Raw genomic sequence first — 26,333 nt, 5'->3', positions numbered from 1 at the left:
TGTTATATTTATAAATGAGAATTATTCTCAATAAATCAAAGGAGTGAAGAAATGAATTTATTATCAATACGTACATTGTTATCTGTATCTATCCTTACCCTATGTATAGTTATAGCAGGCTGTGGTGCTACAGGTTCATCTGACTTATCAACAGCTACAAGTAAAACTGATGATACACAGACTCAATCGGTAGAACATCTATTCGGAACCACAGCGATTCCATTACATCCTAAACGTATCGCTTCATACAATCTTGAAGATATGTTACTTTCGCTCAAAGCTCCATTAGTGTTAGGAGTATCGGTTGGCGAAAATTATTATTTGGAAGATCGTCTCAAAGCACAACAGGTATCTATTCTAAATATGGATAGTGGCTTAGCCAATCTAGAAGCTTTTGCCGATGCACAGCCTGATTTGATCGTAGCCAGTGCCACGATTGATCGAACTACATATGATCAGTTGAGCTTAATTGCTCCTACGATTGTGTATGATCGTGAAGATTGGAAAAGCTCTATAGTTAAATTAGGTAAAGCATTAGATCTGGAAAATCAAGCTCAACAAGTCATAACCGATCATAATGATCAGGTTCAACAAGCCAAAGCTGATATTACTCGAGCTGTGGGTGATAAAGCAACGATCGCTTTTTTACGGACAACAAGCAAAGATATACGCTTATATCTGCCAGGGTATCAGAATAAAGAAGGTCAAACATTACCTGGCTATGCAGGCATGTTGTACAACGATCTTGGACTGCAACCTATGCCACTGGTATATCAATTGCAGAAAGACAATCCAGATAAGCAAAATGTAAATCTGTCGACAGAAGTACTTCCTGAAGTGAACGCTGATTATGTATTCGTTACATCAGGCAGTGCAGGAGGAACAAGTGAAGATTTGCAAAAAGATCAGGCAGAATTTGCTGAATTGCAAAAATCACCGATCTGGCAAGCGCTACCTGCTGTACAAAATCATCATATGTATTCTGTAAATGCAAAGTACTGGATCAGTACAGGGCCGATTGCAGATGAATTGAAGATCAAAGATGCTGTAAAACAGCTAACCACATCGTCATAACATCAACAAAATCAGAGATAAGCACAACTTTTAGGTCAAGCAAAGCGTACACACTATGACGATGTTTTTGGATCAATTGCATATTTCATTGTGGATTCGCCTTGCTTGTACGAAGGCTGAACTACTATAATAGATATTGCTGCATATTATCGGCTACGTGAGCATGCGTTTTAATGCTACATCTGATTTAGGAGGATTTTACCGTTATGACATTTGTTAAAAAGAGCAATTGGGTATCCTTAGCGACCAAATTGTTAATCGTTTCTGCACTTACTGTTTCTATTGCACCTGCTTCGCATATCGCTCCCAAAGCTCAAGCAGCAAGTACAGACAAGCCTGCTGTAATTACGATTGCGGGCAAAGAAGTGACTTGGGAAACTGCACCATTTGTAACTAAAGGCACAACATTGGTTCCTTTACGTCAAGCTGCTCGTGAATTAGGAGCAACAGCGCAATGGGATGCATCGACTCGTTCTGTTGTTATGTATAGTCATGGAGATAAGGTTGTACATACGCCGAATACCAATAAGATTACATTAGATGGATATGAGATTGAAATGCCAGAAGTCTCTCGTAATGTATACGGTACGATGATGGTTCCGGCACGCTTTTTGTCAGATTCACTCAAAGCTAATTTGACAGTAAGCTCTACACCTGAAGTAACAACGATTAATTTGACGCCAGATCAATCTACTGTATATGCAAGCTCTGCCAAAACAGTAGATACGTATTTACAAGCTCAAAATTATTCAGGTCTAGCTCTAGTAGCTTATAAAGGAAAAGTGATTATGCGTAAAGGATACGGATTAGCTGGTGGCGAAAAAGCAACACCACCTGATGGCAAATCTCGTATCGCTTCATTAAGCAAATCATTTACTGCATCAGCCGTTATGAAATTGATCGAAGATGGCAAAGTAAAATTAACAGATCATCTATCCGATTATATTCCAGATTTCCCGCGTGGTAATGAAATTACAGTGCATATGCTGTTATCTCATACCGCAGGCTTTAACTCTAACTTTACCCGTACAGAAGGCATGACGCTAGAGCAGACTGTGGATGAAATCAAAACAAAACCATTACGTTTTGAGCCAGGTGAACGATTTAACTATAGTAATCAGGGTTATGTATTGCTAGCTTATATTATTCAACAAGTATCGGGTGAATCGTATGGACAGTATATTCAACACACATTCCTTGATCCATTGAATATGAAAGATACTGGCGAGACTACACCTGCAACCAAAACGATCACTGGTTATGTCAAAGACGGCGATGCGTGGGATGAAGCAGGATACTATGTTTCTCAATCCGGTACAGGTACATTTTATTCGACACTGGACGATATGATGAAATGGTACAAATCGTTTGATAATCATACGATTTTGAGTGAAGATACAGTCAACAAAATGTTTACAACGTATTCCGATCTGAAGCCCTATGGCTACGCCTTTTTGATCAAAAATGTAGATGGTAAACGCACCATCTATCATAATGGTAGCGGCACAGGTTATGCGACAGGATTTACGCATAATTTAGATGATGATGTGCTTGTGATCCTACTTGGCAATCATTATGGTATGGATATGCAAAAAATGCTGGCTGATACACAAGTATTAGCGAATAAAGCACTTGTAAAATAATATTTACAATGAATCAGGATAGGAACAGCTTTTGAAAAAAAACCACCTTTTAGCATATAGAAAAAGGTGGTTTTTTTTATATTCTGCTAATCATTAAAGTGTATAATTGGTAAAATAGAATACTGAGATTACAAATCATCTATATCGAAAAGGAGCTATTCCATGAAATCGATCATCAATTACGCGCACAGAGGAGCTTCCGGATATTGCCCGGAGAATACAATGGCGGCTTTTGAGAAAAGTTTGGAATTGGGAGCAACCGGGATTGAGACGGATGTACAAATGACCAAAGATGGACAGCTTGTTCTTATTCATGACGAAAATTTAAAACGTACTACCGGTTATGATAGTCAGATCAAAGATGTAACTTATGATGAAATTAAAACATTAGATGCCGGTTCATGGTATAGCGAAGAATTTGCTAATGAACATGTGCCATTATTGAGTGAATTACTAGCATGGATCGCATCCACAGAGATGATCCTTAATATTGAGATCAAAAATAATATTGAACCGTACATAGGGATCGAACAGAAATTAGTCGATGCTATCCATGAATATGGTCTAGCCGATCGTGTAGTGATTTCAAGCTTTGATCACTATACACTTGAAACTTGTAAGCAATTAGCACCGGATATACAGACAGGTATTTTGTATGTCGAAAATCTAGTAAGACCGTGGAATTATGCGAACAGTATAGGCGCTACCGCTTTACATTCTCATTATGCTACAGTGACAGCAGAAGCTGTTCAACAAGCACAACAAGCAGGTGTTATTTACAATGTATGGACAGTTAATGACCCTGCTATCATGCGTAAGCTGATCGATATGCAAGTAGGCGGTATTATCACCGATTATCCTGATATTCTCGCCCAATTATTAAAAGACAAAATTGTGATATAAATGTAACCTATACAGCTATACATTTCCGAGCGCCTAATGCCGTTATCATACGGAAGGGCGCTTTTTGTCACGTTTCGACAAAATTCATATAGTCAGACTTTCTTTACGTAAAAGAACGAGTTACAATAAGGAATACTGACATGGATAAGGCTCTGATTGGAGGTCCTGATGAAAAAAATTCACCCGGGACGATTTTTGAAATTAAATATGATTCGCCTGCTTCGCTTAAAAAAAGGAGCACATCAAGTAGCTATAGGTTTTTCGGTAGGATTATTTCCAAGCTGGTATCCGTTAATTGGTATCGGTCCCATACTATCGTTAGGATTAACGCGTCTGTTCAAAGGAGCGATGCCAGCAGCGATTTTTGCTGCTTCACTGGATTCTTTTGTATGGCCATTGACGTTTTTTCTCAATTACCATACAGGGCATTTTTTGGTGACCTTGTGGCGTTCTTCTCGTCTTCCTGCAAGTATGCCTAATATTGATATTCCAGACTGGCCCGAAGATTATATGCAACCGATACACCAGTCTCATCATTGGCGTGATGCAGGGGTTGATTTTATTACAGGTGCTGCTGTAAACAGTGTTATTTTTGCTATTGTTATTTATATTGTGATCAAATGGGTGATGTTAAAGTATCGTGTACCGCTGCTACGTAGACTGCGAGGCAAAAAAGTTCATCCTTCTGCTTCACAAAAGGACTAATCTGGGGTAATACTATATATTCCACTATTTTCGCAACAACTATTATACTCAAAGATTAATCTACTCGAACCCGTATCATTCAGAAGGAGGAACACATGTGAATTTTGGAGCCCGCATGCTCAAAACCGGAATTGCGGTTACGCTTGCTTTGTACATTAGCTCCTGGCTTAATCTGACGCCACCGGTAATTGCTGCTGTTGCCGCTATTTTTGCGATGCAGCCATCGATTTACCGCTCTTTTCGTTATTTTCTGGATCAGATTCAGACCAATACATTAGGAGCCATACTAGCACTACTTGGAGGGATGTTTTTCTCTAATGAGCCGATTGCGATTGGCTTAATGTGTGTTGTGGTGATTATGATTTGTTTGCGTCTCAAAATGGGAGATACGATTGGACTGACGCTAGTTACTGTTATTTCGGTAATGGAAGCTTCAGGTCAATGGCAATTTGCACTTAATCGTTTTTCACTCAGTATTATTGGTATCGTATCTGCCTTTTTAATTAATATACTGGTTGCACCACCTAAGCCATTAGAACAATTTAAAGGGCAGATTGAGAATACATTCGCTAAATTATCTTTGCTATTACGGACAGCCGTTTCAGATGAAATCAAAGAATCTGTATTTCGCGAAGAAAAAAAAGCGCTGGAAAATTCGATCCAGTCTTTGAGCGATAAGTACAATCTGATGGAAGAAGAACTGAAAAAATTAAAACGAGCTTCTTTCAGCCGACATCGACACATTGTTGTAAATAAACAAATGCTAACAGCGCTTAGGAAAGGAGTAGATGTACTAACTGCTATAGAGCAACATTATTTTCAAGCAGAACGTACTCCACAATTAGATGATTATTTCGACAATCATCTGGAACAGTTGATTAAGTTCCATGAGCATATTTTGCTGAAGCTAGATAATAAGATTAAAAATGATGGCCATGAGGCTGAAGAAGTAGAACAAGCAAATGATCAATTTTTGGATACCATGATTGATCGTTATCAAGAAAATTTTAGCGGTGTGCTAAGGTTGTCTATTGTAGCCGCTGTGATGTATGATTATGGCTATCAATTAGAACGCCTTAATCGCTTAGTAGATCACACCAGTTCTAAACATGATGCAGTTGAAAAAGAAAACGAAGAGAAACAGGAACGCAGAAATTTTCCGACTTGGCCTTGGAAGTAATACTACCCAAGTCGATACATCGAAGATGACTGTTTAAAAGGAGACTTATGGGAATGACAAATATCCCCTACACATTAGAGAACTCAATTGGTTACAAACTTTCTATCGCTACACGTCTGGCACACAATCGCTTAAATCAATATTTTCGTGACGGTGGCTATCCAGTTACACATGAACAATGGATTTTGATTTCATTCTTATGGAGACGGGACGGGCAGACACAGAATCGTCTTGCACGTCTGTCTCGTAAAGATCAACCCAGTGTATCGAGGTTAATCGATAATATGATCAAACGCGGGATGGTGGTACGCGTACCTCATCCTGATGATCGTCGTACCAATCTTATTTATTTGACTGATTATTGCCGTAGTATTGTAGACGATCTAGGCGATAAAGCCAGTCAAACGATCGAAGAAGTATTTAATGGATTTACAGTAGAAGAACGTAATACAACTATCAAAATGCTTGATCGTATTATCGATAATTTGGATTAAAGTTCCACATAGTATTACAAATTTGTACAATAGTTATCATTCGATGTGAAGAAGATACCTATTTAGTCGTTATCTATGTAACTGTAAACTGGATAAACATATAGCTGATGTTTACATCAACTTATATCAAGTGTTAGTTGCATGGCAATCGATTGTCATATCAATTAAAAAAGAGAAAGGTGATGCCTTTCTCTTTTTTTTATGGTGTTTATCAGATATAATAGTAGATCGTTGTTAGACATGTTTATTTGTAACCTGATCAGATTAATTATACAATATAGAATATGGTCTAGAAGATGAATCAGGAATGATACAGAAGTGCGACACGAAGTCGCCGACAAAAACGGGTAAACATATACCTGCTTATTTGTCGGCGCTTCCTGACGTTTACGACAAAGGAGAAAAAGATATGATTGCCAAAACAGAACAAGATATCGAAGGATTAAAAAAAATAGGTAAAGTTGTTGCAATTATTCGTGATGAATTAAAAGAAATGACCAAACCAGGAATGCGTACGATCGATCTAGATCTTCATGCGGCTAAATTGTTGGAACAACATGGTGCATTATCAGGTCCTAAAGTGACGTATGATTTCCCTGGATTTACTTGTATTAGTGTAAATGAAGAAGTGGCTCATGGCATTCCAGGTGATCGAATTATTCAAGAAGGCGATCTGGTGAATGTAGATGTATCTGCTTCGTTAGATGGTTATTTTGCAGATACAGGTGTATCATTTGTAGTCGGTAACGGTGATCCCAAATTAACACAATTATGCGAAGCTTCTATTCTGGCATTTGAAGCTGGAGCTCAAAAAATTCGTGCAGGTTCTAAGCGAAGCAATGCAGGCAAAGCTACTTACAATACAGCCAAAAAATTAGGATTCAAGATCATTACTAACTTAACCGGACATGGTATCGGAAAATCATTACATGATGATCCTGAATATATTTTGAGCTATTACGATCCTACTGATAACGGACTATGGAAAGAAGGAATGGTTATTGCTTATGAGCCATTCGTATCTACCAAAGCGGAAGAAGTAGCAGAAGGTAATGATGGTTGGACACTCAAAACAGATGATGGTAGCTTTGTAGCTCAATACGAACATACGATGATTATCACCAAAGGCGAGCCTATTATTTTGACTAAATAAAAAAGATATAAAGGCAAGTATGTATCAAAAAAGCCGCATTGCTGGATGATTCCAGACATGCGGCTTTGATATTTGCAATTTGTAATAGATGAGCGTACAATAAAATTTGGTCTGCAAAATAGCATAAATATACCAAAATTATCAATATAGAATTAACATAACATAATTAATATATATTGTCAAATGTATATTTGCATAGAATATTTAGATAGAGACAAAGGAGATGATCTAATATGGCAATAGATGATCAGGACTGGAAAGATGAACAAGCACGCGTAGATGATGTAACGACCAAAATTAATCGCAAAATGGCTGTGCTTGAACAAGAAGTTGGAGCAGCGCGTGGCGATGTAGTCGGTATGCGTAAAGACTTCTGGGATGAAGTTACAGTCAACTTCAGTGAGCCGGATGATGTAGGGGAAACGTCAACAAGTCTACGTCAGCAATCACAGGTATTGACCGAGATCGAATTAGCTCACAAACGTTCCAGTCTTACATTGGATAAATTGCGTCGTTTGTCAGGTTCTCCTTATTTTGGACGGATCGATTTTAAAGAAGTGGGTGAACCTGCAACAGATCATATCTATTTGGGAATTGGTTCTTTTTTAGATGATGATGAAGAGACATTCTTGATCTATGACTGGCGTGCTCCGGTATCCAGCCTTTATTATGATGGAGCACCTGGAAAAGCATCGTATCGGACACCTGTAGGGAATATCGAAGGGCATATGGAGTTGAAACGACAGTTTGTGATTCGTGATGCCCAAATAGATGTATTGTTCGATACAGGGGTTACTATTGGCGATGAATTGTTACAGCAAGTACTGAGTCATACCGCCGATAATCAGATGAAAAATATCGTAGCAACAATTCAAAAAGAACAAAATAGCGTCATCCGTAACGATCGTAGTCGTCTATTGGTTGTACAGGGAGCGGCAGGAAGCGGTAAAACGTCAGCAGCGTTACAACGTGTAGCTTACTTATTGTATCGCTACCGAGATAGCTTGCGCGCCGATCAGATGGTACTCTTTTCTCCGAACTCGATGTTTAATAGTTATGTCTCTACCGTATTGCCAGAGCTTGGCGAAGAGAATATGTTACAGACTACATTTCAGGCGTATCTGGAACGTCGTATCGGAAGAGAATTTGATCTGGAAGATGTCTTTTCACAAATGGAATATTTGTTAGCCTGGAGAGATGATCTGGAACATGATGCACGCGTGCAAGGAATCCGTTACAAATCATCAGCGACTTATCTCAAAGCGATTCGTCGTTATACCGAGCTACTATTAACAGAAGGCATGGTATTCCGTCCGATCCGTTTTCAAGGTAGAGATATCGTAACCCGTCAACAGATGCTAGACAAATTCTATGGCTTTGATTCGGCTGTCAAATTAGGTAATCGGATTGAATTGATGCGTGATTGGTTGCTTAAAGAAGTCAGTCTATTTGGACGCAAAGAGCGTAAAGAAGCATGGGTAGAAGAACAAGTACAGTTGATGAGCACCGATGATTATCATCGTGCATATACAATGATGCGTCGTAAGCAAAAAGGTAAAATGCCTTCTTTTGATGATTTTCAATTAGAAGCAGAATTAGCAGCACGTATGGTTGTAAATGATTGGCTCAAACCATTACGTAAATGGGTCAAACGACTTCGCTTTGCAGATATCAAAGCCGTTTATCGCAAAATGTTTACCGATGAAGTGTTATTTGCCAAAATCAACAATGGTCTATTGCCTGAAGGATGGGAAGATTTTGCCCGTCAAACGGTGAGTCGTCTGGATCAAGGAGAATTGGGATATGAAGATGCAACACCTTATCTCTATCTTAAAGAACAACTACAAGGATTCCGTTCCAACCATGCGATTAAGCATGTGATTGTCGATGAAGTGCAAGATTATTCACCGTTCCAGTTGGAATTTATGAAACGATTATTCCCGCGTGCTCGCATGACTGCATTAGGTGATCTGAATCAAGCGATTTATAGCCATAATTCTGTGTTTGATGAAGAAGATCCGTTATTAGAGCTATATGGTAAAGAAAACAGTGAGATTATTCGTTTGACGCGCAGTTATCGTTCGACATATGAGATTGTAGATTTTACCCGTGGTATGATCAAAGGTGGAGAGCATATTATTCCATTTAATCGCCGCGGAGATAAACCTCAAGTCTCACTGTATGATGATCGGGAATCGATGCATAACGATATTATTCGAGATATTCATGGACTTCAACAACAGGGTTATCAGTATACAGCGATTATTTGCAAAACAGAAAGTGAATGTGAAGAAGCTTATCAAGTGCTTAAAGAACAGATTACACTGCGCAAAATCACTAAAAATACGCCTGCTTTTGAAAAAGGAACAGTTATTATTCCGGCTTATCTTGCTAAAGGTGTAGAATTTGATGCTGTTGTACTATACGATGCTTCCAGTCAACAATATCATCGTGAAGCAGAACGCAAACTATTTTATACAGCGTGTACGCGGGCGATGCATTTGTTACATTTATATGCTATCGATGAAGTGACCCCATTTATTACAGATATGGAAGCGGAACGTTATATACTCAATGATCATCGCGGTTAAATATAGTAGATGATGATATCAGAGCAGTTCAATAGAAATATGATCGCTTAATAAGTAAACAAGCCATACACTATAGGAGGACATCAGTAGACAATTACTGTTGTTCTCCTTTTTTGGTAGATCGTGATCCTATGATCTTATCTTTATTCTAGCCGGCTTTTTTGCAATTCAGTAATCAATGAATTAGAGACACCATTGGTCTGTTTACGATATTGAGAAGGAGTAGAACCTCGATGTTGCTTGAATACAGAGATAAAGTAACTCAAGCTATCAAATCCCACTTCAAGAGAAATATCGACAATTTTGCGATCACTGCTTTGGAGTAACCGGCAAGCCTGTTGCGTCCGATACCGATTGATATAATCGATCGGGCTTTTTTGAGTGAGACTTTTGAAAAAGCGACAAAAATGCCCTTCGCTCATATTGATCTGTTCAGCTAATTCTCGCAAACGTAACGGTTGCTGATAGTTATCATGAATATGACCGAGTACTGTTTTGAGCCGTTCTACTTTATCACTCGGTGCAGGCAAAGGAGTGACCTGAGTATCCATATGTTCAATCATTTGTGCAAAAATAAGATAAAGATACGCTTTTGTCGTCAATTCACATGTCGCTGTCTGTTGTTTGTTGATATCGACAATAGCGGTTAATAATTTCAACACTTCGTGTTCCCAGACTTCCTGTCCGCGAATATGCACAGGTAATACTATTTGCTTGCGTACTAAAGGATCGATAAATCGCGCTTGTACCATATCATACCCTGCACTATTTAACAGCGACATACTGAATACAGTCGCTACAAAGCTACAGGATTCATGCTCGATCTGATACGCGGTATGGATCTCACCACTATTCACAAATATTGCTTCACCCGCATGTACTTCATAAGGAATCGTTCCAATCTGAAACAACGCTCTTCCTTGTGTGACCAAAATCAATTCCGGTTCTTCATGCCAGTGACACTCCAGCACTGTCTCTTCTTCAATATCATCCATAGGATACACACTCACTGGATACATCAGACTCCCATGAATCCGATCTTCTTTTAACTCTTCCCGCAACTGCTCCTGAATCAACGACCTCACCGCCTTAAATATTATAATATTATATGCATTAGAGCGGCTTCACGCCCTACTAATAGATCATTCTTACAATCACTGTTGTCATTCAATCTCTTTTATCACACTCATTAGCTTCTGTAAAAATTAGATTAATATTTCAATTATCATGTTCATGTTCAAAAGTACCTATAGTTTTTTTGAAAATTACCTTTTATTTCCTCAGAACTTTCTTTTGTTATATCTATCATTAAAAGCTAAATTCCATATCACTATTCATATGATTAGCAATCAACATCTCGCTTGCCAATTTCATTTTTTGATTCTTATCCATTCCCACTACTCACCACCTTATTGAAATTTCCTGCATTCTTGTGAGAAGTGGATGATCTCCCACCACGAGCGGAGGGAAGGAAGCAGTGCTGAAAGAGCGAAGCGATCGCCTTTGAAGAAAAATGCTAACTGCTACAGCAGTGATTCAAAGCATTTTCCTTCACCAGCGACGACAAGCACAGCTTCCTTCACGCAGCACCCCCACATCAAAGATCATACACTTCTCACCATATCAGCCAAAGATCAATATCCTTACACATATGATCAAAATAAAAGAAGAAAAGCGCTTTCTTTATCAATATTATTATAACTATAGGCAAGTGATTTGCACAAATACATTTTAATGATCAAATGAAGACTATTGGAGGAACTAACATGAAATTTACTGATGGTTATTGGATGACACGCAAAGGATATAGTATGCAACATCCTGTAGATATTCGCGATATTGTGAGCAAAAATGATGAGTTAACTGTATATGCAGCTACCAAAAAAATTGTACATAAAGGCGATACGTTAAATGGAACATTGCTCAAAGCTTCTTTGAGTTCTCCAATGCCAAACGTGATCAAAGTACAATTTAATCATCATAAAGGTGGAATCAAAAAACTGCCTGAATTTGAACTGGCTCAATTAGAGACTGATATTCAAGTGATCGAAGATGAAGAACGTACTGTATTTCAATCAGGTGATTTGACAGCAACTATTCGTAAAAATAGCAATTGGGGCATTAGCTTTGATTATGCAGGTCGTCATTTAACAGGTAGTGTTCATCGGGGACCTGGTTATATTAATGGGCCTGAAGATACCGTCTTTTTCCGCGAACAATTGGAATTAGGGATCGGCGAATATATTTATGGATTAGGTGAACGCTTCACACCGTTTGTCAAAAACGGTCAGGTTGTTGATATCTGGAATGAAGATGGTGGTACGAGTAGTGAGCAAGCGTACAAAAATATTCCATTTTACCTTTCTAGCAAAGGGTATGGTGTGTTTGTTAATCATCCTGAAAAAGTCTCATATGAAGTCGCTTCTGAAAATGTATCCAAAGTACAATTTAGTGTAGAAGGCGAAAGCTTAGAATACTATATTATCGGTGGTCGAAATCCAAAAGAAGTATTGGATAACTATACGACACTTACAGGTAAGCCTGCATTGCCACCAGCTTGGACATTTGGACTGTGGTTAACGACTTCATTTACAACTGATTATGATGAAGCCACTGTAAATCATTTTGTCGATGGGATGAAAGAGCGCGATCTTCCATTGTCTGTGTTCCATTTTGACTGTTTCTGGATGCGTGAATACCAATGGTGTGATTTTGTCTGGGATGAGCGGATGTTCCCGGAACCGGAAGCCATGCTTACTCGTTTGAAAGAAAAAGGGCTCAAAATCTGCGCTTGGATCAATCCGTATATCGCAGAGAAATCCTATTTATTTGATGAAGGTATGGAAAATGGATATCTAGTCAAACGTAAAGATGGAAGTGTATGGCAATGGGATCTATGGCAAGCTGGAATGGGCTTAGTCGATTTTACCAATCCAGAAGCAGTCGCATGGTATAAGAGCAAGTTGAAAGTGCTTATTGATCAAGGGGTAGACTCATTCAAAACAGACTTTGGTGAGCGTATTCCGACCGATGTTGTCTATTATGATGGCTCTGATCCTGTAAAAATGCATAACTATTACACTTTCTTATATAACAAAGTGGTATTTGAACTATTAGAAGAAACGCTAGGCAAAAATGAAGCTGCATTATTCGCACGTTCCGCTACAGTTGGTGGACAACAATTCCCTGTACACTGGGGCGGCGATTGCTCTTCTACATTTGAATCGATGGCAGAATCGCTACGTGGTGGATTGTCTCTAGGAGTGTCTGGTTTTGGATTCTGGAGTCATGATATTTCAGGGTTTGAAATGACGGCTGCACCAGAAGTATATAAACGTTGGGTACAATTTGGTATGTTGTCTTCGCATAGTCGTCTGCATGGTAATGAATCGTATCGTGTACCGTGGTTGTTCGATGAAGAGTCTGTTGATGTATTACGTGCATTTACCAAGCTGAAATGTCGCCTGATGCCTTACCTATTCGATGCGGCTGTTAATGCGTCTGAACAAGGTGTACCGATGATGCGTCCAATGGTACTGGACTTCCATGAAGATCCAACCACTCATACGTTAGATCGTCAGTACATGTTCGGGGATTCCTTATTAGTGGCACCGATCTTTAATAGCGAAGGGTTAGCGACTTATTATGTACCTGAAGGCAAATGGACAAACTTCTTAACAGGAGATGTGGTACAGGGTGGACGCTGGTATAACGAGACATTCGACTTTATGAATTTGCCTTTACTGGTTAAGCCAAATAGCATTATTGCATTAGGCGCAGAAGAGAATAAACCTGATTATGATTATACCGATGGTGTAGAACTTCATATTTTTGAGCTAGAAGAAGGACAATCCACTTCAATCCGTCTTGTGAATATGCAAGGTGTTCAAGAAGCGATAGTCACGGCTTCCCGTCAAAATAATACGATTGATATTTCTACAGAAGGTACGCTCAACTCATGGTCTATCGTTCTACGTGGTATTACAGATGTAAGCGGAGTAGTAGGAGCGAATCAATTGACTGGTGAACACGGTATAATTTTGAAATCACAAGATCAAAAAGTAACGGTTACACTATAATACGCATCATCTGATTGTGGTAGGTTAAGAAATTATCACAGATATCTGTTAAATGATAATAATCTAGCTATCGATAGAGATAGATTGATTACGGATAAAAGAATACAAAAAAGACTGCTTCTACATTTGTAGGGGCAGTCTTTTTGAGTTGTCATATAGTTTTTATTTAATTTTGATATGAATACTATGCTGAGTCTGAGCAGGCGTTGTTTTGGCTTTGACCATATATACAATACCGACCACAATATAAAGAACGATAAATAGCGCAGAGAAGCGGTACATAGAAGTGTAACTGGTAATACCTGCAATCGTACCTAAGATCATTGCCCCAAGCGCTACACCCATATCAAGCGAATTCAAGAACATACCGTTAGCCATTCCACGTTGATGTGGACTGACCACTTGAATCATCCATGTCTGCATCGTAGGTTGCAATGCTCCCCATCCAAGACCATAACAGATTGCTGAAGCAAATAATCCCCACGTAGAATGAGCAAAGGATAATAGCAATAGACCCGCAATTAACATGACTGCTCCGGGTACAATAAGGGCTTTGGGCCCTTTACTATCATAGATTTTACCGGAGAATGGACGAACAATAATAACAGCCAGAGCGTTAAATAAGAAAAAGTAACCCGGGTTAGCAAGATGAGCTTCTTTGCCAAATAAAGCGATAAAACTGACAAGCCCACCATAAGTTAAAGACATTAAAAAGTTTAACAAACTAGGTAACAACAATCTTTTCTCAAAAGCAGAAGCTTTGGTGACAGGAAGTGGGCTCTCTGTTGTTTCAACAACTATTCCTTCAGAAGCGGCTTTAGCTTGTGTAGCTAATTTACGCTGATCGGCAACTATTTTTTGCGCAGCTATTTTTTTATCTTGTCCTTTGACAAGGCTATAAGCAAGAGGGAATAGTATCAAAATAAATATTGAGCCAATAATAATAAGCGGTGTAAATCCATATTGTTTTTCAATACTCATACCGATAAGTGGCCCCATCGACATAGAAATTGTAGTCGACAAACCAAAGTACCCCATACCTTCACCCATACGCTTGCGAGGAATAATATCGGATACCATTGTTGGGAAGGTTGTACTGTACATCCCGAATCCAAATCCAAAAATAACACGCATCACCAGCAATAAAATAATCGTCGCACTAAAATAGTATCCGACTGTACCGAGTAAAGCGATTAATAATCCACCAAACAAAATAACATTTCGTTTACCAAGTTCTAGCGCTCTAGCCGAGAATAGACGCGACACTATAGCAGCTAATGCCATTAAGCTTGTACATAGACTCACATAGAAATCGCCTGCATTGAAATGCTCACGCATATACAAAGGCAGGGAAGATAAAATCATATGCAAATTCAAAAAAACAAGCAGATTACAAGCGGTTAAAATCAAAAATTCTTTTGTCCACAGACGAGAAGGCGCATCTGTATCTATATCTGCTACAGGTGTGGTCTCTATTGAGGATGTTGATTGTTGGGATGGAATATTTTCTTTTGATAAAAGGTTCTCTTTGTTAGTATGCTCCATAGTCTTTATTTCTCTCCATTTCTTTAGCCAATCCTATACTTTACTGTTAAGCGTTTCATGGGTATCAGGATCTATCTCTAATTTATTGCGTAGCAAATGCAGTAAATGATGAAGTTCTTTAAATTGCTCTGGTGTTAGCAGATTTGTTAAATCTTGATTATGCTTTTGTTCTATCGCATATATTTTTTCCATCAATTCACGCCCGGCAGGTTGAGGATAAACTAAAAAAGCTCTCCGATCTTGTGGATCTGTTTCTTTACGGATTAAATTTTTGCGATGTAATACATCCAAAATACGAGCAGTGGTCGGTTGATCTTTGAACACATGCGAAGCCAGCACTTTCTGATTCATGCCTTCTTGCGCACAGACATAATAGAGAACACTCCATTGTTCGGGTGTAATATCATGTTCTTTTAAATGAACTGCTAACGATTGACTGACTTTGCGATAAGTGGTTCCTAACACAAAACCAATCGATTCTAATTCTTGCATAATAGCAGTACTCCTTTCAGCGTATAAAATAACGATCTAAAATAGATGTTATAGCAATTATATCTAAGACAATTAAAATTTGCAATAGATTTACTATATAGAAGAAAGGAATCAAATAGAGGGAATATATTTGAATATCCTTGTTTATGACATATATGTTATATAAAGAAGTAGTTTAAAAATATGTTGTTGACCGAATAAATATAGTTCAGTAGAATTTGATCATTGATAAAGAATCTGTCTGTAATAGATGAGATTATTCAAAATAGAAAGGAGTACAAATTTTTTTGTGTATAAAACCAAGTATTCAGATGAGTATTATTAATAATACAATTAGGGGGAAATAAAATGGTGAAACAAATCTCTCGGTTTCAATGGATCAGTGTATTGGCTCTTGTGCTTTTAATGTTGGCGGTTACTGCTTGCTCTAGTAGCGGTTCAACAACAACGAATACAACTGCTCCTGCTTCTACAGATACAACAGCAACAGATAATGGACAACCGAAAGACGGAGGAAGTCTTATTATTGCGGTAGCAGCAGACCCACAGGTGTTAAACCCTAACTATGCAGGTGATCGAGTCAGTCTAACAATTGACCAAGCACTATATGCACCTTTATTTCAAGTTAACAAAGGCAAGAAAACTTTTTACTTAGCAGATAGCTTGGATTTGTCTAAAGATAATCTAACGTATACGCTCAAACTTAAAAAGGGATTAACATGGCATGATGGAGAAAAGTTGACAGCAGATGATGTAGTATTCACTATCGACAAAATTTTAGATGAAAGTCAACATAGTTTTTTACGAAGTAGCTTTGTTATCGGTGGTGAGCCTGTACAAGTCTCCAAAGTAGACGATACAACTGTTCAATTCAAATTGGCTCAAGTCAGCCCTGCTTTTGAAGCAGCACTTGTTCAAGTAAGTCCGATACCTAAGCATATTTTTGAGAACGAAACAGATATTGAAAAAAGTACTAAAAACAATAATCCTATTGGATCAGGGCCTTTTAAATTCAAAGAATACAAAACAGGTGAGTATGTAACTTTAGAACGTTTTGATAACTATTTTGGAGGAAAACCTCATCTGGACTCTGTTACTTATCGTATTGCTAAAGATACAAATGCTGCTAATCTAGCTTTGCAAAACGGTGAGATCAATGTGAAATACCTTGATCCACAAGATGTAAGCACGATTCAAGCAACAGGTAACTTTGATATTCAAGCCTATAGTGAAGGTCGTCTTGCGTACTTAATGTTTAATGAGAAAAGTGATACTGGAGTCTTAAATAAAAAAGAAGTTAGACAAGCAATCTCATATGCGCTCAGTCGCGATGAAATCATTCAAGTTGCTTATACATCTACTGATTATGCAGAGCCGGCTCGTTCGCCATTTACACCGGATGCTCTGTATTTCGATAATGATGTAACCACCTATGATAACAATATAGAAAAAGCCAAACAATTATTGCAACAAGCAGGAGTAAGTAATCTGAAGTTGAGATTCATCGTATCTAGCGGTAACAAGTCACAAGAAGCACAATCGCTTTATATTCAGCAAAAGTTAAAAGAAATCGGTATTGATGTTGAACTACAAAATATGGATTCTTCTGCATGGTCTAGTAAATTTGTAGATCCGAATGCTACAGATTATGAACTAGCCATCTCTGGTTATATTATGGGTTACGATCCTGATGCTTATCGTATTCTGTATACTTCTACAGAATCGTCTAACTACACTCATTACAACAATAAAAAAGTAGATCAGTTGTTTGTTGAAGGCTCTGCCGAAGCAGATCCGACAAAGCGTGCCGCTATCTACAAAGAACTTCAAGAAACCATTGCAGCAGATGCACCAATTTATCCTATGGCATATACCAAAACGATTGTAGCGATCGACAAAAAATATGGTGGTCTAGATCAAGCGGTTCTAAAACCTGTTGTTATTTTTGAAGATTTATCCAAAATTTATCTTAAACAATAAGGGAGACAGGTATGAAATCGACTATAGTCAAACGGCTTATACAGATCATACCGATGCTTTTATTCGTTTCGATTATTTGCTTCGGGATGATCAAGTTAGCTCCTGGTGATCCTGTGCTGTCTTTTGTAACTCCAAATATGCACCCGGAAGATATTGAACGGATGCGTCAAAGTCTTGGTTTGGACAAACCTGCATATATTCAGTATTTATTATGGATCAAAGAAGCATTATCCGGTAATCTAGGATATTCACTTATTAATCATCAACCTGTTTTAGAGCAAATGCTAGATCGTTTACCTGCAACAGCCGGTTTGATGGGGATTTCTATCCTCATCTCGGTTGTTCTTGCTATTCCGATCGGTTTGGTAGCGGCAGCTCATCGTAATCGTTGGATAGATAAAGTGATTAATATACTATGTTATATCGGAATTTCAATTCCTGTATTCTGGTTAGCTATCTTGCTAATTTATGTATTTGCGATCCAATTGCACTGGTTACCCAGTGTTGGTATGCGCACGATAGGTGAAGATTCATTCTGGGATATCGTTAAGCACGGCATATTACCATGTACAGTGTTATCGTTCGGCTTTTTAGCAGTGTATGTACGTTATATTCGCTCCAGTACACTCAGCCAACTTAAAGAAGATTATGTGCAAATTCAATTGGCTTACGGTTCAAGTCCCAAGTTAGTGTTGTTTAGACATATACTCAAGCATGTGCTACTTCCTATTATTACATTACTCGGGATGTCTTTAGCTGATCTAGTTGCAGGGGCTATCGTCACAGAGACTATATTTTCTTGGCCTGGAATCGGGTCACTTGGGATGACTGCGGTCAAAGGTATGGATTACCCAATGATTATGGGAATAACGTTATTTTCATCGTTGATGTTGATTCTAGGGAATCTGATTGCAGATATTCTTTACCGATTCGCAGATCCAAGAATCAAATCAACGAGGTGAATGATAGCATGAGAAATAAATGGAAACAGGTGAGTAGCGAGATAACGTCATCACCTTTAGGATGGTTAGCAGTTATAGTATTGATTGTATTTTCGCTCGGCGCTATATTGGCATTTTTATCTCCCTATGATCCAGACCAGTTAAATGTTATGCAGCGGATGCAACTGCCTAGTAGTGGACATTGGTTTGGCACAGATGATTATGGTAGAGATTATTTCACGAGAGCATTATACGGTGGACGTGTATCACTGTTGGTGGGCTTTTTATCGATGATTATCGCTACTGTGATTGGTGTAGGAGTGGGGGTGATCAGTGGATATGCTGGTGGATGGATCGATAATTTACTAATGAGAGCTTTAGAAATTTTGATGTCTATTCCTTCCTTTTTGATTATTTTGTTGTTGAGTGTGTATTTGAAGCCAGGCATTGGCAATATTATTCTGATTATTGCTTTGTTAATGTGGATGAATATGGCGCGCATTATACGTGCAGAGACGCTGACATTAAAAGAACGAGAGTATGTATTGTATGCTCAAGCATCCGGTCAAAGTAATATTGGTATTATTATCAAGCATATTTTGCCGAATTTGATTCCACTTATTATTGTAGGAGCAACCAACAATGTTGCTTCGGCTATTATGATGGAATCAGCCTTGAGTTTTCTAGGATTTGGAGTGCAACCTCCGAATGCAACCTGGGGAAGTATGCTTAATAATGCGCAGGGTTATTTAGCGCAGGATCCTTTACTGGCTATTTTTCCAGGATTGCTTATCTTTTTAACTGTACTTAGCTTTAATATTTTGGGCGATTTATTACGAGCAGGCTTTGAACCCAAGTTGATCCGTAGATAATAGTCTTTCTTAATTGATATGTAATTAGCTGTTGTCCTTCACTTTTAGAATAGATTTGTATATCGATAAGAAGGGCTTTTTTTGAAAAGAGGTGAATATTCGATGACAGAACCTTTACTATCGGTGAATAATCTAAAAGTTTCATTTGATACCAAAGAAGGAGAAAATCAAGCACTTCGAGGAGTTAGCTTTGATATTTATGCAGGAGAAACGATCGGTATCGTTGGTGAATCTGGCAGTGGGAAAAGTGTAACTGCCAAAGCAATCTTATCTCTGATTACACCACCCGGACGTATCTGGAATGGAGATATTCGATTTCGTGGACAATCACTTATCGAATTAAACTCCAAGCAATGGCGTAAGATTCGTGGGAAACAAATTGCAATGATTTTTCAAGATCCGATGACTTCTTTGAATCCAGTCAAAAAAATCGGCGATCAAATGATTGAGATTATACGTCGTCATCGTGGTATGAATAAGCAGGAAGCGCAAGTCGAAGCAATCAAGCAATTAGAGCAGGTAGGAATAGGGCAAGCAGAAGCAAGACTCCATCAATATCCACATCAATTTAGTGGTGGTATGCGTCAACGGGTTATGATTGCAATCGCTTTGGCTTGTCAGCCAGAACTGATTATTGCGGATGAACCGACTACAGCATTGGATGTTACGATTCAATCGCAAATTCTGTTTTTGCTCAAGCAGTTAAAAGAACATTCTGATACGACTATAGCTTTGATTACTCATGATTTGGGCATAGTTGCTCAAATCTGTACGCGTGTCATTGTAATGTATGGTGGCATGATTATGGAAGAAGGACTGGTTGAAGATATTTTTTATCGTCCTCACCATCCCTATACCAAAGGACTACTTCGTTCACTACCTAAACGGAGCGAAGGATTTCGAGAGAGGTTGATTCCTATTGAAGGATCACCACCTGATTTGTTGCATCCTCCTAGCGGATGTCCATTTATGGAGCGTTGTCCGCAAGCACATGAACGTTGTGCCATACTTCCACCTGTACATCATTTATCTGAAAGTCATCATTCGATGTGCTGGTTAGATCAGGAAGGAGCGTATACAGCAGATGAATTCAATATACAAGTCTGATAACCGAGTAGATACGACTCCATTAGTAAAAGTAGATCAACTTAAAAAACACTTTGTAACCAGTACTAATATTTGGGGGAAAAAAGAACAGGTTCTCAAAGCTGTAGATGGAGTTAGTTTTCATATTAATCGGGGCGAAACATTTGGTTTAGTAGGTGAATCAGGGAGCGGTAAATCCACAGTAGGGCGCTGTCTGTTACGTCTATATGATTATACAGATGGGGACGTTCATTTTGATGGGCAAAATATTTCTCGTATGTCAGCCAAACAGCTCAAGCCATATCGCAGACGTATTCAATCTATTTTTCAAGATCCTTATTCTTCCTTAAATCCTGGGATGAATGTAGTTGAATTGATCAGCGAACCGATGAATATTCATCGTATGTATACAGGTAAAGAACGCAAAGAAGCTATTGTATCTTTATTAGAAAAAGTAGGTCTACAAAGTGCACATCTATATCGCTACCCACATGAATTTAGTGGAGGGCAACGGCAACGATTATCTATTGCAAGAGCGTTATCTGTAAATCCTGAATTTATCGTGTGTGATGAACCTATCTCAGCGTTAGATGTTTCGATTCAAGCGCAAGTCATCAATACACTTGAAGATTTACAAGGCGAATTAGGATTAACATATCTTTTTATTGCACATGATCTATCGATGGTTCGTCATATTTCTGATCGAATTGGTGTCATGTATGGAGGACGTTTGGTAGAAGTGGCAACCAGTGATGAATTGTACAATAATCCGTTGCATCCTTATACACAGGCATTGTTATCTTCTATGCCTGTTCCTGATCCGCGTGCAGTCATTGAGCCTATTTCATATAGTCCTGCACTAACAGATCATGCAGAACCGGAACCTGTATTACATGAAGTGAGTCCAGGTCACTATGTCAGTCAATACTAATGTAGAGCAGTAAATACCATCTAATCTAACAAGTCTTGCTCTTCACCAAATCATAATATAAAAAAAGAACGGGGAGCATAAAAAATGCTCGCCGTTCTTTTATTTATAAAGGAAAAGAAGAATTATTTAGTTCCAGCTTCTTCTTTAACTTGTTCTTTAGCTTGAGGAACAGATTCCCAATCTTTCAAGAAACGTTCGATACCACTGTCAGTCAATGGGTGTTTCCATAGAACTGGAACCAAAGTACCTGGAATAGTAGCGATGTGAGCACCAGCAAGAGCAGCTGCTTCTACATGACCTACATTACGGATACTTGCAGCGATAATTTCTGATTTCAAACCATAAGTGTCTAAGATTGAACGAAGATCGCGAATCAATTTCATACCATCAACAGCGATATCATCTAGACGACCTACGAATGGGCTGATGAATGTAGCGCCAGCTTTTGCTGCCATCAAACCTTGTGCTGCGGAGAAGATCAAAGTTACGTTTGTTTTGATACCTTCTTTAGAAAGTTGGTTACAAGCGTACAATCCTTCTTCAGTCATAGGCAATTTAATAACAACGTTTGGTGCCCATTTTGCGATTTCGTGAGCTTCTTTTAACATTCCTTCAGCATCAAGGCTTACAACCTCTGCGCTTACTGGTCCTTCAATAATCTCACAAATTTCGTCGATTACATCTTTAAATACGCGACCTTCTTTAGCGATCAATGAAGGGTTAGTTGTTACACCATCTACGATTCCCAAACGTGCAATACGTTTGATTTCTTCAAGGTTACCTGTGTCTAAGAAAAATTTCATTTCTCTTTTCCTCCTCGTAAAATTCTATAATTTTATCGTACTAGGCATTAAAACTGCAATTTGCAACATGTATCTACAACACGCTTAGAAATAAACACCTATCATTCTATTACCCAAAATGATCGATATGTACACTTTCAAGCGATTGTTTATTATCCAAGACAAATTGCTGAAAAACAATGTCTATGTATCATTTTTACCATAATTAAAGCTTTCACACAACTGTTCCTTTTGGTTTTGAAGTCAAATGAGAGCGAACCAAAGACAAACCCAAATCGATATGTTGATTTTAAGAATAACAATAAACCATATATAGTAGAAAAACACCCTTATTATTGTCGAAATGAGACTTTCAAAAGAAATAAAAAATATTTTTAAAATGATAGATTCATTATGTAATATACAATAAATATGAACATTGCTATTCATAAATAACTTGAAAATGACGAAATTAAATTATGAGCAACTTATAATATGAGGAGTGAACAACTTGGCTGATACATCTGCACATGCAACAAATGATTCTGGTAATTTTTCTGTTTCAGGTCATGGATCGATAAGTATTATAGATATGATGGTAATTTGCATACAGTATTTTGAGAAAATTGTAGGTAATGATATTATGCTAGGCGTATGTGATATGACAGAGTTCAAATATTACCGTCCTGCGAGAGAGTTAGATCTGGGGTTGCGTCCGGGTACCCCTATTTCACCTGATGATAATAATTTGCGGACAGCATTAGTAGACGGCAAATCGTCGGTTACTCGTGTGCCTGCGTCCGCGTACGGATTTGAATTAGATGCAGCCGCTGTGCCGATCAAAGACAGCACTGGTAAAGTAGTAGGCGCTCTAGCAACAGCATATACACTGCAACATAACGAGCTTTTGGGTAACTTTACGATAGATCTTGAAACGATCAGTGGACAGTTGAGCGACATGGTGCAGACAATTGCTGCTCAATCCGAGCAACTATCTGCAACTACAACAGATATTCAGTCCAATACACGTCAAGCTGTTGAAAATTCTAAAGATGTGAATAAAGTAGCCGGATTTATCCGCGAAATTTCAGAGCAAACGAATTTGTTAGGTCTGAATGCAGCGATTGAAGCTGCGCGTGTAGGCGAAGCAGGAGCAGGGTTCGGTGTAGTTGCTTCTGAAGTGCGCAAATTATCTGTAGATACCAAACAAGCTACACAAAATATCGAAAAATCATTATCTAGTGTGCAACAATCGATTCAGTATATGGAACAAGAGATTTCTGCCATAGCTACATCATCTCATGAGCAAGCACATTTAGTTAACGAATTTAGTGAAGTGGTAGATAGCTTGACTCAAATGAGCCATAAATTCAAAAAGTTTACCGATGAATTTTTGCAATCTCGTCTGTAAGATCGAACTTCAATTCATAGATTTGATCCTATTGAAATAAATCAAAAATAGTAGTTTTCTTCGGATAGATGAAGAAACTGCTATTTTTTGTTATGGTTAAAAAAGGTTAATACTATAACAATCTAATCCATGAAAGGAAGAACGTTATCTATGACTGCTATTTTTCGCAACGATTGGGCAGATGTATTAGAATCGGAACTGCAAAAACCATACTATCTTGAGTTACGCCAATTTTTGGCACAAGAATATCGTACAGCCACGATCTATCCTGATATGTATGATATTTTTAATGCTTTACATTATACGTCGCTTGAATCAACCAGAGTCGTTATTTTGGGACAAGACCCTTATCATGGCCCGGGACAAGCGCATGGATTAAGCTTTTCGGTAAAACCGGGTGTTTCTATTCCACCTTCATTACATAATATTTATCAAGAGCTGTATGATGATCTAGGATGCGCTATTCCCAAGCATGGATCATTGATTCATTGGGCTGAACAAGGTGTGCTGTTATTGAATGCTGTACTCACCGTAAGGCGTGGACAAGCAGCTTCTCATCAGAATCAAGGTTGGGAGACATTCACAGATCGTATTATACAAGCGGTGAATGAACGAGAAACACCGGCTGTATTTATATTGTGGGGAAGTCACGCACAGCGCAAAGGAGCGGCGATCGACCGTAACAGACATCATGTGATCACTTCTCCGCATCCAAGCCCATTTTCAGCGCACAAAGGATTTATGGGGAGCAAGCCATTTAGCAATACGAATCAATTTTTGCAGTCTCAGGGAATGGAACCGATCGATTGGTGTATAAAGGATTGATTTGCAGAGCATGTAAGCGTTACAATCATAGAGGTTAATCTTTAGCAGCAATATGCTAATCTGTCCTACTATTTTACAGATGATTTGATCCAAAGGAGGATTTTGTCGAGTGGAATACCGTGTAGAGAAAGATACAATAGGCGAAATTAATGTACCTGCTGATAAATTATGGGGTGCACAAACACAGCGCAGTAAAGAAAATTTCAAAATCGGTCAAGAAAAAATGCCCAAGCAAGTGGTCTATGCTTTTGCATTACTTAAAAAAAGTGCAGCTCTTGTCAATGAACAATTAGGTAAATTATCGACTGATAAAGCACATGCGATCGCTCAAGCCGCAGACGAGATTCTAACAGGTCAATGGGATGAACATTTCCCGTTGGTCGTCTGGCAGACCGGAAGCGGTACACAGTCCAATATGAACGTCAATGAAGTGATTGCACATCGTGGTAATCAGTTGCTTGAAGAACAAGGCAAAAGTGAACGTCTACATCCGAATGATGATGTAAATATGTCACAAAGTTCAAATGATACATTCCCAACTGCATTACATGTAGCAGGAGTATTAGCTGTTGAAGATCATTTGATTCCCGCGATAGCGAAGCTACAACAGACGTTTACACAGAAATCAGAAGAATTCAAAGATTTAATCAAAATCGGGCGTACTCATTTACAAGATGCAACACCACTTACACTGGGTCAAGAAATCAGTGGATGGGAAGCTATGCTAGCGAAAAGTACGCGTATGATCACACATAGTGTAGAAGAAATGAAAGAACTGGCTATCGGTGGTACAGCCGTTGGAACAGGGATCAATGCACATCCTGATTTTGGACGATTAACATCTGACAAAATTTCAGAATTAACAGGCAAATCTTTTGTAACAGCACCGAACAAATTCCATGCGTTGACCAGTCATGATGAAGTTGTCTATGTACATGGCGCTGTTAAAGCGCTAGCGGCTGATCTGATGAAGATTGCTAATGATGTGCGCTGGCTTGCTAGCGGGCCTCGTAGCGGACTAGGAGAGCTTACAATCCCTGCTAATGAACCAGGTAGCTCTATTATGCCGGGTAAAGTCAATCCGACACAATCGGAAGCAATGACGATGGTTGTCACGCAAGTCATGGGGAATGATGCAGCGATTGGTTTTGCTGCAAGTCAGGGTAATTTTGAATTGAATGTATTCAAGCCTGTGATTATTTATAATTTCTTGCAATCGGTGCAATTGCTTGGCGATGCGCTGATCTCTTTCAATGATCATTGCGCTATCGGGATCGAAGCGAATGTAGATCAAATTAAACACAATCTGGATAATTCATTGATGCTTGTTACAGCGCTTAATCCGCATATCGGTTACGAAAATGCAGCTAAGATTGCCAAACATGCTCACCAAGAAGGATTGTCTTTGAAAGAATCTGTTTTGCAAAGTGGATTATTAACAGAAGAAGAATTCGATAAGTATGTCAACCCTTCTCAAATGATTCATCCCAAAGCATAATCGCTAGAGTGAGTAAAAGCAGATCGTGAACTACAGAATTGTATCATAAAATGATTCCACTAAGTCTTTTTCGAGTGATTTCTGAATTGATCTTCAGAGTCGCAAGAAAAAGGCTTTTTTCTGTTGACCGATAGGGTGCAATAAATCC

General features: G+C 38.6%; 21 protein-coding genes. 17 read left to right on the top strand and 4 right to left on the bottom strand.

The features are described from left to right. The first annotated feature begins 51 nt into the window (after nucleotides 1–51). The 8 genes from ACFSGI_RS13760 to helD all read left to right on the top strand — a co-directional run bounded on the left by ACFSGI_RS13760 (nucleotide 52) and on the right by helD (nucleotide 9,743). A complete protein-coding gene (locus ACFSGI_RS13760) occupies nucleotides 52–1,074 on the top strand; it encodes an ABC transporter substrate-binding protein (protein ID WP_204824677.1) in 1,023 nt (340 codons plus the stop codon). Nucleotides 1,075–1,280: 206 nt separating this feature from the next. Then, nucleotides 1,281–2,717 carry a serine hydrolase gene (locus tag ACFSGI_RS13755; protein ID WP_204824676.1) on the top strand — a complete coding sequence of 479 codons (1,437 nt, stop codon included), beginning with the start codon at nucleotides 1,281–1,283 and terminating at the stop codon, nucleotides 2,715–2,717. A gap of 162 nt (nucleotides 2,718–2,879) precedes the next feature. Beyond that, nucleotides 2,880–3,620, top strand: coding sequence for a glycerophosphodiester phosphodiesterase (locus tag ACFSGI_RS13750; RefSeq protein ID WP_204824675.1), 741 nt, complete (start codon nucleotides 2,880–2,882; stop codon nucleotides 3,618–3,620). A 168-nt stretch (nucleotides 3,621–3,788) separates the two neighbouring features. After that, complete coding sequence (locus tag ACFSGI_RS13745; RefSeq protein WP_204824674.1) at nucleotides 3,789–4,325, top strand: DUF2062 domain-containing protein; 537 nt, start codon at nucleotides 3,789–3,791, stop codon at nucleotides 4,323–4,325. A 97-nt stretch (nucleotides 4,326–4,422) separates the two neighbouring features. Next, nucleotides 4,423–5,505, top strand: coding sequence for an FUSC family protein (locus ACFSGI_RS13740; RefSeq protein WP_204824673.1), 1,083 nt, complete (start codon nucleotides 4,423–4,425; stop codon nucleotides 5,503–5,505). A gap of 53 nt (nucleotides 5,506–5,558) precedes the next feature. Continuing rightward, nucleotides 5,559–5,999 carry a MarR family winged helix-turn-helix transcriptional regulator gene (locus ACFSGI_RS13735; RefSeq protein WP_204824672.1) on the top strand — a complete coding sequence of 147 codons (441 nt, stop codon included), beginning with the start codon at nucleotides 5,559–5,561 and terminating at the stop codon, nucleotides 5,997–5,999. A 409-nt stretch (nucleotides 6,000–6,408) separates the two neighbouring features. Then, nucleotides 6,409–7,152, top strand: a complete 744-nt coding sequence (map, locus tag ACFSGI_RS13730) for a type I methionyl aminopeptidase (RefSeq protein WP_204824671.1) — start codon at nucleotides 6,409–6,411, stop codon at nucleotides 7,150–7,152. Between the two features lie 233 nt (nucleotides 7,153–7,385). Beyond that, the gene (helD, locus tag ACFSGI_RS13725; RefSeq protein WP_204824670.1) at nucleotides 7,386–9,743 is read left to right on the top strand and encodes an RNA polymerase recycling motor HelD; all 2,358 of its coding nucleotides are present in this window, start codon (nucleotides 7,386–7,388) and stop codon (nucleotides 9,741–9,743) included. 143 nt (nucleotides 9,744–9,886) lie between these two features. Here the strand turns inward: helD and ACFSGI_RS13720 are convergent, their stop codons facing one another. Next, nucleotides 9,887–10,819, bottom strand: coding sequence for a helix-turn-helix transcriptional regulator (locus ACFSGI_RS13720; RefSeq protein ID WP_379283441.1), 933 nt, complete (start codon nucleotides 10,817–10,819; stop codon nucleotides 9,887–9,889). A 690-nt stretch (nucleotides 10,820–11,509) separates the two neighbouring features. On the opposite strand from ACFSGI_RS13720, the gene yicI reads away from it, so the two are divergent. Beyond that, a complete protein-coding gene (gene yicI, locus ACFSGI_RS13715; RefSeq protein ID WP_204824669.1) occupies nucleotides 11,510–13,822 on the top strand; it encodes an alpha-xylosidase in 2,313 nt (770 codons plus the stop codon). A gap of 162 nt (nucleotides 13,823–13,984) precedes the next feature. On the opposite strand, the gene ACFSGI_RS13710 is transcribed toward yicI, so the two are convergent. Both ACFSGI_RS13710 and ACFSGI_RS13705 read right to left on the bottom strand, forming a co-directional pair. Then, complete coding sequence (locus tag ACFSGI_RS13710; RefSeq protein WP_204824668.1) at nucleotides 13,985–15,367, bottom strand: MFS transporter; 1,383 nt, start codon at nucleotides 15,365–15,367, stop codon at nucleotides 13,985–13,987. A gap of 33 nt (nucleotides 15,368–15,400) precedes the next feature. After that, on the bottom strand, nucleotides 15,401–15,859 hold the full coding sequence (locus tag ACFSGI_RS13705) for a MarR family winged helix-turn-helix transcriptional regulator (RefSeq protein WP_204824667.1): 459 nt from the start codon (nucleotides 15,857–15,859) through the stop codon (nucleotides 15,401–15,403). 348 nt (nucleotides 15,860–16,207) lie between these two features. Here ACFSGI_RS13705 and ACFSGI_RS13700 point away from each other — a divergent pair, with 348 nt between their 5' ends. The 5 genes from ACFSGI_RS13700 to ACFSGI_RS13680 all read left to right on the top strand — a co-directional run bounded on the left by ACFSGI_RS13700 (nucleotide 16,208) and on the right by ACFSGI_RS13680 (nucleotide 21,669). Beyond that, nucleotides 16,208–17,839 carry an ABC transporter substrate-binding protein gene (locus tag ACFSGI_RS13700; RefSeq protein ID WP_204824666.1) on the top strand — a complete coding sequence of 544 codons (1,632 nt, stop codon included), beginning with the start codon at nucleotides 16,208–16,210 and terminating at the stop codon, nucleotides 17,837–17,839. 11 nt (nucleotides 17,840–17,850) lie between these two features. Then, nucleotides 17,851–18,801 carry an ABC transporter permease gene (locus tag ACFSGI_RS13695; protein ID WP_204824665.1) on the top strand — a complete coding sequence of 317 codons (951 nt, stop codon included), beginning with the start codon at nucleotides 17,851–17,853 and terminating at the stop codon, nucleotides 18,799–18,801. An 8-nt stretch (nucleotides 18,802–18,809) separates the two neighbouring features. Beyond that, nucleotides 18,810–19,652, top strand: a complete 843-nt coding sequence (locus ACFSGI_RS13690; RefSeq protein ID WP_204824664.1) for an ABC transporter permease — start codon at nucleotides 18,810–18,812, stop codon at nucleotides 19,650–19,652. 102 nt (nucleotides 19,653–19,754) lie between these two features. Continuing rightward, nucleotides 19,755–20,759 carry an ABC transporter ATP-binding protein gene (locus tag ACFSGI_RS13685; RefSeq protein WP_204824663.1) on the top strand — a complete coding sequence of 335 codons (1,005 nt, stop codon included), beginning with the start codon at nucleotides 19,755–19,757 and terminating at the stop codon, nucleotides 20,757–20,759. Further along, on the top strand, nucleotides 20,737–21,669 hold the full coding sequence (locus tag ACFSGI_RS13680) for an ABC transporter ATP-binding protein (protein ID WP_204824662.1): 933 nt from the start codon (nucleotides 20,737–20,739) through the stop codon (nucleotides 21,667–21,669). Before ACFSGI_RS13685 ends, ACFSGI_RS13680 begins: the two co-directional genes overlap by 23 nt. Before the next feature lie 122 nt (nucleotides 21,670–21,791). Here the strand turns inward: ACFSGI_RS13680 and fsa are convergent, their stop codons facing one another. Further along, nucleotides 21,792–22,472, bottom strand: coding sequence for a fructose-6-phosphate aldolase (gene fsa / locus ACFSGI_RS13675; protein ID WP_204824661.1), 681 nt, complete (start codon nucleotides 22,470–22,472; stop codon nucleotides 21,792–21,794). A gap of 490 nt (nucleotides 22,473–22,962) precedes the next feature. Between fsa and ACFSGI_RS13670 the strand changes: the two genes are divergently transcribed. The 3 genes from ACFSGI_RS13670 to fumC all read left to right on the top strand — a co-directional run bounded on the left by ACFSGI_RS13670 (nucleotide 22,963) and on the right by fumC (nucleotide 26,185). After that, nucleotides 22,963–23,862, top strand: a complete 900-nt coding sequence (locus tag ACFSGI_RS13670; RefSeq protein ID WP_379283436.1) for a methyl-accepting chemotaxis protein — start codon at nucleotides 22,963–22,965, stop codon at nucleotides 23,860–23,862. Between the two features lie 150 nt (nucleotides 23,863–24,012). Continuing rightward, nucleotides 24,013–24,687 (top strand): uracil-DNA glycosylase, encoded by a 675-nt coding sequence (locus tag ACFSGI_RS13665; protein ID WP_204824660.1) that lies wholly within the window; start codon nucleotides 24,013–24,015, stop codon nucleotides 24,685–24,687. A gap of 109 nt (nucleotides 24,688–24,796) precedes the next feature. After that, a complete protein-coding gene (fumC, locus tag ACFSGI_RS13660) occupies nucleotides 24,797–26,185 on the top strand; it encodes a class II fumarate hydratase (RefSeq protein WP_204824659.1) in 1,389 nt (462 codons plus the stop codon). Nucleotides 26,186–26,333 lie beyond the last annotated feature (148 nt).

Origin of the sequence: Paenibacillus nicotianae (genome assembly GCF_042681745.1) — a bacterium.
Classification (GTDB): Bacteria; Bacillota; Bacilli; order Paenibacillales; family Paenibacillaceae; genus Saccharibacillus; species Saccharibacillus nicotianae.
This window is presented reverse-complemented; position numbering and strand designations above follow the sequence as displayed.